Annotated in this window: 8 protein-coding genes; 4 read left to right on the forward strand and 4 right to left on the reverse strand. The window is 66.8% G+C overall.

Annotated features, from left to right (window positions below; genetic code table 11):
* Positions 1-737, reverse strand: a 737-nt coding sequence (locus AC2VOR_RS12105; protein WP_486963856.1) for an adenylate cyclase regulatory domain-containing protein, incomplete at its 3' end; no start/stop codon positions are given.
* A gap of 253 nt (positions 738-990) precedes the next feature.
* Here AC2VOR_RS12105 and AC2VOR_RS12110 point away from each other — a divergent pair.
* Genes AC2VOR_RS12110 through AC2VOR_RS12125 form a run of 4 tightly spaced genes read left to right on the forward strand, consistent with a single transcriptional unit; the run spans position 991 to position 4422 of the window.
* Positions 991-2211, forward strand: coding sequence for an acetyl-CoA C-acetyltransferase (locus AC2VOR_RS12110; protein ID WP_369739293.1), 1221 nt, complete (start codon positions 991-993; stop codon positions 2209-2211).
* Positions 2208-2978 (forward strand): 3-oxoadipate enol-lactonase, encoded by a 771-nt coding sequence (pcaD, locus tag AC2VOR_RS12115; RefSeq protein ID WP_369739292.1) that lies wholly within the window; start codon positions 2208-2210, stop codon positions 2976-2978. Before AC2VOR_RS12110 ends, pcaD begins: the two co-directional genes overlap by 4 nt.
* Entirely contained in the window at positions 2975-3745 is a 771-nt protein-coding gene (locus AC2VOR_RS12120) for a CoA transferase subunit A (protein ID WP_369741654.1), read from the forward strand. The genes pcaD and AC2VOR_RS12120 overlap by 4 nt, the downstream gene beginning before the upstream one ends.
* Complete coding sequence (locus tag AC2VOR_RS12125) at positions 3742-4422, forward strand: CoA transferase subunit B (protein ID WP_369739291.1); 681 nt, start codon at positions 3742-3744, stop codon at positions 4420-4422. Before AC2VOR_RS12120 ends, AC2VOR_RS12125 begins: the two co-directional genes overlap by 4 nt.
* Here the strand turns inward: AC2VOR_RS12125 and AC2VOR_RS12130 are convergent.
* The 3 genes from AC2VOR_RS12130 to benB are packed head-to-tail and all read right to left on the reverse strand — an operon-like array spanning position 4368 to position 10105.
* A complete protein-coding gene (locus AC2VOR_RS12130; RefSeq protein ID WP_486963857.1) occupies positions 4368-6986 on the reverse strand; it encodes a helix-turn-helix transcriptional regulator in 2619 nt (872 codons plus the stop codon). The genes AC2VOR_RS12125 and AC2VOR_RS12130 overlap by 55 nt on opposite strands.
* Before the next feature lie 22 nt (positions 6987-7008).
* Entirely contained in the window at positions 7009-9570 is a 2562-nt protein-coding gene (benC, locus tag AC2VOR_RS12135; RefSeq protein ID WP_369739290.1) for a benzoate 1,2-dioxygenase electron transfer component BenC, read from the reverse strand.
* 10 nt (positions 9571-9580) lie between these two features.
* Positions 9581-10105 (reverse strand): benzoate 1,2-dioxygenase small subunit, encoded by a 525-nt coding sequence (benB, locus tag AC2VOR_RS12140; RefSeq protein ID WP_369739289.1) that lies wholly within the window; start codon positions 10103-10105, stop codon positions 9581-9583.
* Positions 10106-10238: the final 133 nt, after the last annotated feature.

The raw sequence follows: 10238 nt of genomic DNA on the forward strand, positions 1-10238 counted from the left end.
CGTGCGAGATCGGCCAGCCGTTCAACTAGCACCACCAAGTCCTCTGGCGGCACCACCTCGCCCAAGCGAGTGAACCCAACCATGTCAGCGAATGCGAAGGTGAGTAAACGAGCCCCGGGGAGCGCCGCGCCGATAGCCCGCTCGCTGGCGTTGAGCTCCTCGCCCTCCACCGCTCGACGCAACTGCACAAACATGATGTCACGAATCAACGGGCCCAGCAGCGGAGCGATCTTGCCTGCTAAGGCCTCGTGCGCCTGTGCAACCTCGAGCTCGGTGATTCCAGGATGCAGGACCGCCGACAATACGCCGTATCGCAGCGCCGGGACGGCGCGCGAAAGCCCTTCGCTGAGCCTGAGGACCATGAGGACCACACGGTCGGGATCCAGACCAAACTCGATGAGCTGCTGCTGGCGCGCGGCGGCCTCGGCGTCCGCGCGTAAGTAGACGGCCGCGTCTGGATCGTCCACCCTGGGCAGCCCCAATGCCCGCATGATGCGCTGCAACACGTGCAAGTCGATGCCGTGAGCTTCGCTGATCGCGCGTGCCGACACGTGGCTGCCGTCATCACCCAGCGCTCGACGTACTGGCAGCAGCGTCGGAGCGATCTCTTCGCGGATCTGGTCCACATCAAAGCCTTGCTGCAGCAGCCAGGCGATGAGCTCAGTCCGCTCCGCGCGGATGGCGCCGTCCAAGCCGTCCAACAGGCCGGTTTCCTCTATCGCTTCCCTGTCGCTCACCGCGTCATTATCGTTCGTTATCGCAGACTGATGAACCTCGGTTTGGTGTGCTCACTCTGGCGTTGTGATGCTCCGGGGTGACGGTGCCGGACAAGCGGTGATTTTCACGGCGCCGGACGGGTTGTGCGGGTGTCGGGGTAGTCGGGCCAAGCCTTACTTCGGATTAAGACTTCACGCCTCTTAATCATGACAAAATAGATATTTCAGGTTATGACGGCAGCTCAGTAGCGTAGAGCGGGTGGCAGTTCGTGACATGACAGACGTCGATATCGTCATCTGCTCGGCGCTTCGCACCCCGGTCGGTCGCTTCGGAGGCGTGCTCGCACCACTGTCGGCCACCGAACTGGCCACGCAGTTGCTACGCGAACTTGTCCGTCGCGCGCGCTTGGTCGAGGGCGATGTCGACGACGTGGTCCTCGGTCAGGGTTACGCCAACGGCGAGTCGCCGGCGATCGGCCGGATCGCTGCGTTGGACGCCGGTCTGGGGACGGCCGTTCCGGGTTTGCAGATCGATCGCCGCTGCGGCTCGGGCTTGCAGGCAGTGCTGTACGCGGCGGCGCAGGTCGCCACCGGTGCCGCGCGGCTGGCGATTGCCGGGGGCGTGGAGTCGATGTCGAACGTGGAGCATTACGCGCTGGGTCTGCGCACCGGGGTGCGCCAGGGCGGCATCGAGCTGATGGATCGCCTCGACCGGGCCCGCCTGACGGCAGGCGGCGCGGACCATCCGGTGCCTGGCGGCATGATCGAAACCGCGGAGAACCTGCGCAAAACCTACGGCATCACCCGTCGCGAGCAAGACGACCTTGCGGTGCGTTCCCATCGGCGCGCCGTTGCGGCCCACGACGCGGGTAAGTTCGCCGAGGAGTTGGTCGCCGTCACGGTAGCCGGCAAACGCGGCAAACCGGACACCGTCGTGGACCGCGACGAGCATCCCCGCGCCGGGGTCACCATCGAGGCGCTGGCGGCACTGCGCCCGATCCGGGCCACGCTGGACCCGGAATCGACCGTCACCGCCGGTAATGCCTCGGGGCAGAACGACGGCGCCGCGATGTGTGTCGTCACGACACGGGCAGAGGCCGAACGACGGGGTTTGCCGGCGTTGTTGACGTTGCGATCGTGGGCGGTCACCGGCTGCGCCCCCGAAACGATGGGTATCGGCCCGGTCAGCGCCACCGCTATCGCACTCGACCGGGCCGGCCTGAGCCTCGACGATATCGACCTCATCGAGCTCAATGAGGCGTTCGCAGCGCAAGTATTGGCGGTGCTGCACGAATGGAATCTCGATCCGCTCGACGAACGGCTCAACCCCAACGGGTCGGGTATCTCGTTGGGTCACCCCGTCGGTGCCACCGGTGCCCGCATCCTGGCTACCGCCGCCTACGAGGCCCAACGGCGCAGTGCCCGATACGTGTTGGAGACCCTGTGTATCGGTGGCGGCCAGGGGCTGGCCGCGGTCTTCGAGGCGGTGCGATGACTGCGGTAGAGGTCCATGCCGTGATCACCGGCCGCAACGACGGCCCGGTTGTGGTGCTGTCCAATTCGCTGGGCGCCACCCATCGGATGTGGGCGCCACAGTTGGACGCTCTGGAGCAGCGGTTCCGGGTCGTGCGCTACGACACCCGCGGCCACGGTGAATCCACGGTTCCGTTGGGCCCGTACACGATCGACGATTTGGCCGATGATCTACTGGCGCTGCTCGACCGTTTTGGCGTCACGCGGGCGCACCTGGTCGGGCTGTCGTTGGGCGGTATGACGGCGATGCGGGTCGCGGCCCGTAACCCTGGGCGGGTCGACCGACTGGTCCTGCTGTGCACCGGAACTCGGCTGCCGCCCGCCTCGGATTGGACCGATCGGGCCGCGGTCGTGCGCGAACATGGCTGCGATGCGGTCGCGCACGCCGTCGTGCAGCGCTGGTTCACCCGTGAATACCTGATGGCACATCCAGATCTCGAGACCGCATACGTGTCGATGGTCGCCGCCACCCCGGCCGAAGGCTACGCGGGGTGCTGCGAGGCGATCGCCACACTCGACCTCCGTGACGACTTGTCGATGATCGCTGCGCCCACCCTTGCGGTCGCCGGATCCGATGACCCGGCCACCCCGCCCGCCAAGCTGGAGGAGATCGCGAATGGTGTGAAGGATGGTCGACTGCTTGTTGTTTCGCATGCCGCACATCTCGCCAACGCCGAACGGCCTGACGTCATCACCCCTGCAATTATCGAACACCTGGAGTGGCCATGACACTCAACAAAGTGGTCGGCTCGGCTGCGAAGGCGGTTGCGGACATACCGGCTGGAGCCAGCCTGGCCGTCGGTGGGTTCGGCCTCGCGGGCGTCCCGTGGGTCTTGATCGGGGCGCTGCTGGAGCAGGGTGCGGACGATCTAACGATCGTGTCGAACAACTGCGGCGTCGACGGAGCCGGTCTGGGTCTGCTGCTGGAGGGGCAACGCATAACCCGGGTGATCGCCTCCTATGTCGGTGAAAACAAGGAATTCGCAAGGCAGTACCTCAACGGCGAGCTGACCGTCGAGCTCACTCCCCAGGGCACCCTCGCGGAGCGGCTACGTGCCGGCGGCAGCGGAATCGGCGCCTTTTTCACCCCGACGGGAGTCGGCACCCTGGTCGCCGATGGCGGGCTGCCGTGGCGCTACCGTCCGGATGGCAGTGTCGCGATCGCGTCACCACCCAAGGAGGTCCGGCGGTTCCGCGACAAGGACATGGTGCTCGAAGAGGGCATCGTCACCGATTACGCATTGGTGCGCGCCGCCGTCGCCGACAAGGCCGGCAATTGCTGTTTTCACGCCGCAGCAAGGAATTTCAACCCACCGGCGGCGATGGCGGGGCGGGTCACGATCGTGGAGGCCGAGTGTGTGGTCGAGGTCGGAGAGTTAGGTCCCGACGCGGTTCACCTGCCGGGGATCTTCGTCCAGCGTGTCGTGGCGCTGACCCCGGAGCAGGCGTCTCGCAAGGACATTGAGAAGCGCACGACCAGGGGGGCGCAGCTATGAGCTGGACGCGTGAACAGATGGCCGCGCGGGCTGCCCGCGAGTTAAGCGACGGCGACTACGTCAACCTCGGTATCGGCCTGCCGACGCTGATTCCCGAGCATCTGCCCGACGGCTCGGAGGTCACCTTGCACGCCGAGAACGGCATCCTGGGCGTCGGTCCGTTTCCCTACGAGGACCAGGTTGATCCCGATCTGATCAACGCCGGCAAGCAAACCGTGACGGTCCTTCCCGGGGCATCCTACTTCGATTCGGCGACCAGTTTTGCGATGATCCGCGGCGGGCACGTCGACGTCGCGGTGCTGGGTGCCATGCAGGTGGCGGCCAACGGCGACCTGGCGAACTGGATGGTTCCGGGTGCGATGGTCAAAGGTATGGGTGGGGCCATGGATCTGGTCTCCGGCGCCGGGCGGATCATCGTGCTGATGGAGCATGTCACCAAAACCGGTGCCGCGAAGCTGGTCAGTGTCTGCGATCTGCCGCTGACCGGGCAAGGGGTTGTCAGCCGGGTGATCACCGACCTGGGGGTCTTCGATGTGTGCGGCCAAGATTTTGCGCTCGTCGAACTCGCACCGGGTGTGGACTTCGCCGACGTGGTGGCCAAGACCGCGGCGCCGGTGACGGATCAGCGCCGCAGCGCGGCGAGCTCGGCGCGTGACCGCACTCCGAGCTTGGCGTAGATCCGGGTGAGGTGGTACTGCACGGTCTTCGGTGAGATGTACAGTTCTGCCGCTACCTCACGGTTAGAAAGCCCTTGTGCCACAAGCGAAGTCACTGCTTCCTCCTGCGGGGTGAGTTCGACATGAGCGCTCGGGCCACGTAGCTGGTGTAAACCCCCGGCCTTGAGTTCGCGCTCGCAGCGCTGGGCGAATGTCTGCGCACCTAAAGACAGGTACAGTTCGCGGGCGGCGCTGATCATGGCGTCGGCGTCGCGGCGCTTGCCGGCCCGGCGCAGCGTCTGACCGTAGGCGAAACGGGCGCGGGCCAGGTCGTAGCGCAGCGGCAGCCCGTCGAGCAGCGCGAGCGCCTCGTCGAAAGCTTCCCTTGCCGCGGGAAGATCGCCCCGCGCGCCGAGTAACCGACCGCGTGCGGTGCGCAGACGTGCGATCGCGGAGCGGTGGCCGCGCGCCCGCTCCTCATGGCGACGCAGCAACGCGTCAGCGGTGTCGAGTTGGTTGTCGACGACTAGCGCGGCGGCCAGCAGGTCGATCCATGGCCACAGGCCCGGCTCGTGTAGCACCGTGCCCGAGTTCAGCGCGGTGAGTGGATCCAGTACTCGGCGTATCGCCGGGTAATCGGCCTCGGCTTCGGCGATTTGGCCGCGCGCCAGCAGCGTCGGAATCTGCATCAGCTGGTAGTCCTGCGTGACCGCGTCGGCCGCGCGGATCGCCGCAGCGGCCTGCTCCGAGTCGCCGCGCAGTGCATGCACCTGAGCAGCGGTCCAGGCCAGCAGCGGTATGGTCAGCACGATACCGGTGGACGCGGCAAGGGCATAGCCCTGTTCGACGCTGTGCAATGCGCGGTCCCAGTCCCCGGTGAGAAACTGCACCCGGGCCAGCCAGCCCAGCGACCAGAGTGTGATGCGGGTGGAGCCACCCAGCGTAGCCATCGCGACTGCGCTCTCCAAACTGCTTCGGGCGCCGTCGATATCGCCCTGGCTCAGCTGTAACCAGCCGCGGCCCATGGTGACCCGCTGGGCCTGGGCGCCATGGCGGACGCGGGAGGAAAGCTGCTCGTAGGCGGCCGACGCGGTGCGGAATTGCCCGCACGACGACAGTCCGAGGCCGCGGATCGCCGCGGCCTCGACCCCGGCGGGGGAGTCGTCGCCGGCCAGCGCGATCGCCCGATCGGCCCAGTCCACCAATTCCGTACCGCGACAACGGAGCAGCGAGTGCAGGACAAATCGCTGGGCGATCAGGGCAGCCGTTTCCGGATCGCGTTCGGCGTTGACGATGTCCCACGCTCGGTGCAGCCGTACCTCCGCCTCGGCGGCGCGGCCGCGGAGGATCGCCAGATACGCCAGCACAGCGTTGCGCAGCGGTGTTTCGCGCATACTCTCGATGGTGGGCACCAGCGCGGCCGCGCCGTTGCAGTCACCGGCGGCGACCAGCGCGTCGACCGAGCGGGTCAGCCGCTCGTCGCGTAACAGCGGGTCCGGGCTGAGCCGGCTGGCGTCGCGGAACAACCCGGCCGCCTCCGCCCAGGCGCCTTCGGCACCCCGTTCCCGGGCGAGCTGGTCCACCTCGTCGGCCAGAGCAGCGTCTGGCAGCGGGGTGGCCGCAACCCGGTGGCGCAGCCGGCGCACCGGATCGGCGAGGATTTCCGCCGCACGGTGATGCGCCTCGCTGGTGGCGCGCGCGCCCATCAGGTCGAGCACGGCGGCCCGGGTCAGCGGGGTGCGCAGCCGCGGTTGGTATGCCGGTGAGGGGGCCAGCAGACCCGCGCCGTTAGCCTTGTCGATAGACCCCAGTGGGTCGTCGATTCCCGCCAATTGCACTGCGACACCTAAGGAATCATCCTCGTCGAGGACGGCCAGCGCCTCGACGAGGGCCCTGCTGGACGAGTCGCAGCGTTGCAGTTGGGCGCGGACCTCGGCGACGACGTGTGCGGGTGCGGGCAAGCGGGAGTCCGGCTCAGACCACACCGACGCGGGCAGTTCGTTCAGCAACGCCAACGTGTCACGCGGGTTGCCCCCGGTATGCCGGCGCAGTTTTTCGGCGACTGCAGGATGTAGCGTCCGGCCGGACAGCGCGGCGAGTTCGCCGATTGACGCCGCGTCAAGCCCCTCGAGGCGCACTTCGGCGGAGACGAGCGTCCTGGCCGCCCCGTCGTTGGCAGCCGTCGCGAACACCACCAACAACGGTAGGTCGCGGTGTCGCCGCACCACCGTCGCCAGCGCCTGCACGGATGCGGGATCGGCGTTTTCGGCGTCGTCGATCACCGCCAAAACCGGTTCGCCGGTGATCCGGCCCGCCACGGCGGTGGCGGCAGCGACGGGATCGGGTGGTACGTCGTCCTGCAGAAGTTGCCGCAGCACCGCTGCGGGCACGCCGCATTCCCACTCCACGGCCTGTGTCCACCACACCGGGCCCGGATGCCGCGCGGCCAGCCTCCGCAGCAGCGTCGTTTTACCGATGCCCGCTGCGCCGACGACGGTGATCAGGTCGGCGCCGTGGACCCCGTCGCTGTGACGGGCCAGCTCGGCGAGTTCGCGGTCGCGCCCGACGAACGGACCGGGCGCGATGTTCACGTTCACATGCTATGCGTCAGCCTTGGTCTCCGCCGGCCACCGGCAGCACCGTGCCGGTGATGTAGGAGGCTTCGTCGGAGGCCAGGAAGCAGATTGCGGCGACCTGTTCGTCGAGTGTCCCGTAGCGTTTCATCAGCGACGATTCGAGGGTCTGGTCGATATGGGCCTGGAACCACGCCCGCTCGGTGTCATTGCCGGGTTCCGGGGTGCCTCGAGAAATTCGCCGCGGCGGCGCCTGGGTGCCGCCGGGCGCGGTGGCGACGACGCGGATACCTGCTCCGGCGTACTCCATGGCGAGCGAGGCGGTGAGCGCGTTGATCCCGCCCTTGGCCGCCGAATACGGAATCCGGTGGATGCCGCGGGCGGCCGCCGAGGAGATGTTGACGATCACGCCCCGCCGGCGCTGCACCATCGGTGGCAGTACGGCACGGCAACAGTACAGCGTGGTCATCAACGAGCGGTCGACTTCGGCGCGGATCTCGGCGTCGGTGAATTCGGTGAACGGCTTGAAGTTGATCGCACCGCCCACGCTGTTGATCAGGACGTCGATGCGCCCGAACGCATCAATAGCCGATTGGACGACAGTGTTCGCGCCTTCGGCGGATTCGAGATCGGCCGTGACGGCAAGCGTATCGGGGCCGATGCTCGCCAGATCTTCGGCGAGCTCCTTGACAAGCTCGGAGCGGTCGGCAAGCACCAGCGTGCCGCCTTCGGCGCTGATCCGCCGCGCGGTGTGTTCGCCGATGCCCTGCGCCGCGCCGGTCACGACGACGACCTCGCCGGCGAAGCGTCCGGGAGTGACAAATCTCGGTCGTCGCTGGCTCAGCGCGTCGGCCATGGCGCGGCGCATGGTCTGTTTGGACCGTTCGGCGTGGGCGATTATCAGTTCGCGGGTGGCCTCGCGGTCACCGGCTTCGAATGCGTCGACGATATCGACGTGGTCCTGCGCGCACAGTGGGTGACACCAGGTGGCGTTGCGCAGCACCGCGGCCATCCGGCCTTTGACGCCGAGCGCCTGGTAGGCCTGCAGCAGGTGCTGGTTGCCGGTCAGCGTGAACAGGTAATCATGAAACGCGGCATTGGTTTCGGTGTACTGAGCCGCGTCGACGAACCGGTCGCCGGCGACATACGGCAGCGTCGAGTCGGCGAGCAGCCGGTAGCCGGCCAGCTGCTGGCGGGTCAATCGTCCCAGGGTTAGCTCCAGCGCGCCGAGCTCAAGGGCGCGCCGGGCTTCGAACAACGCGTCGGACTCGTGTACCGCGGGATGCTCCTCGCCGATTTGGTAACCGTCGGCGGCCACCGCCGGCGCCAACTGCACGGAAGGTGGTGGCGCGCCGGCAGCGGGCGGCGGGAACATTTCCTGCCCGGCGATCCGGCGGATTGCGTGGGTGTCGTCGGTGAGTGTGGGAGAACCGGTCCAGGCGCTGATCTCCTCGTGTGGCAGCAGAATCTGACGTCCGATCGCGCGGGCGTCGGGTGCAGGCAACAACGCTTCGTCATGCTGCGCCGGATTCGCCTGCTCCGCAGGCGGCTTTGCAGCAGTGGGGATGGCGAGCGCAAACTTCTCGTAGTAGAAGCCGGTCGGTTCGATCCCGGCCTCGGCGACGAACTTTCGGACAGCTTCGACCATGGGCGGCGGCCCGCACAGATAGATCGCGACGTCGCCATCATAAAGATGCGGGGGTTGGATCAAGCTGGTGATGTAAGCCTTCTCCGGTCCCTTGTTGCGGGCATTACTGGCCGGGTCGGTGACGCAATAGTCCCAGGTGAATCCGGGCAGTTGGTCAGCCAACCGGGCCAGTTCGTCGAGAGCCACCAGGTCGTCGTCGGTGCTCACCCCGTAGATCAAATGTGCTTTGCGACGACTGGATTGGGCCCGTAACTTGCCCAGCATGGACAGGATCGGCGCGAGCCCGGTTCCGCCGGCGAGCATCAGCACTGGCCGGTCGGCCTCGCGCAGGAAGAACGAGCCATGCGGGCCGGTGAACTCGATGTCGTCGCCGACGGCGGCGCGCTCGGTGAGGTAACTCGACATTGTGCCGCCGGGCGTCAGCTTGATCAGGAAGGTCAGTCGGCTTTCGTGGGGGGCGTTGCTGAACGAGTACGAACGGGTGTCGTTGGTGCCGGGAACGGCGATGTTGACGTATTGGCCGGGCAGAAATGCCAGGTCGCCCCGGTTGGGGACGTCGATGCCGATCCGCATGGTGGTCGGTGTCAGGCGTTGCAGCTCGGTCAACTTGCCGCTGTAGCGGGCGGCCTGGGTCTTGGCGACGTCGGATGTGCTGGCGATCTGCAGCACCAGGTCCGAGCGGGGCTTCATGCTGCATGGCAGCACGTAACCGGCTGCGGCCTCGTCATCGGACAATGCGTCGGCGATGTAGGCCCCGCCGTCGTAGCGACCCGATTCGCAAAATGCCTTGCAGGTGCCGCAGGCGCCGTCGCGACAGTCCAGCGGAATGTTGATCCGTTGCCGGTAGGACGCGTCGGCGACGGTCTGGTCGGCGCGGCAGCTGATGAACCGGGTAACCCCGTCCTCGAAGGACAAGGCTACCTGGTAGGTCTCGGCGGCGGTGGTCATTTCGGCACCTTCAGACGTGGTAGATGTCCACCACGTGGTGGATGTAGTCGTTCTTGAGTACGACGGTCTTGCGCCGGATCAGTGGCTGCTCGCGGGAGAAGTCGATGGTGTAGAACGACGTCCCGTAGTACGGGTCGACGGTCTTGTAGCGGAAATACATGGTGTACCAGTTGAACCGCACGTCGACCAGGTCGCCGCGCCGGTCGATCACCTCCACGTTGGTGATGTTGTGGCTGGTCCGCGGCTCGGGTAGCGATGTGGCCGAGGACCGCTCGGTGCGAATCCGGAACACGCGATCCTGCAGGCCGCCCTTGTTGGCGTAATAGATAAGCGAGATATCGCGCTGCGGGTCCTCGACCAAGCGGTCGTCGTCGCCCCAGGACGGCATCCAGTAGACGACGTCGTCGGCGTAACACTCGAGCCACTTCTCGAATTCGCGATCATCGAGGTAGCGGGCCTCGCGGTAGAGGAACTGCTCGATCATGTTCTGGGTGATCAGCTTGGCGGCGGTTTCGGTGTTCTCGACGGTGGTCATTGGCATTCTTTCCCTGATTGCTTCGCCTCGTGCGCGAGGGCTGCCTGCATGGTCTGCAGCCAGTAGCCGTGCTGCACCGGGTAGAGGCCTTCGTCTTCGTTGCGGACGCCGGCCGAGATAACGCCTTGCATGC

This window comes from Mycobacterium sp. TH-M103 (genome assembly GCF_057473785.1).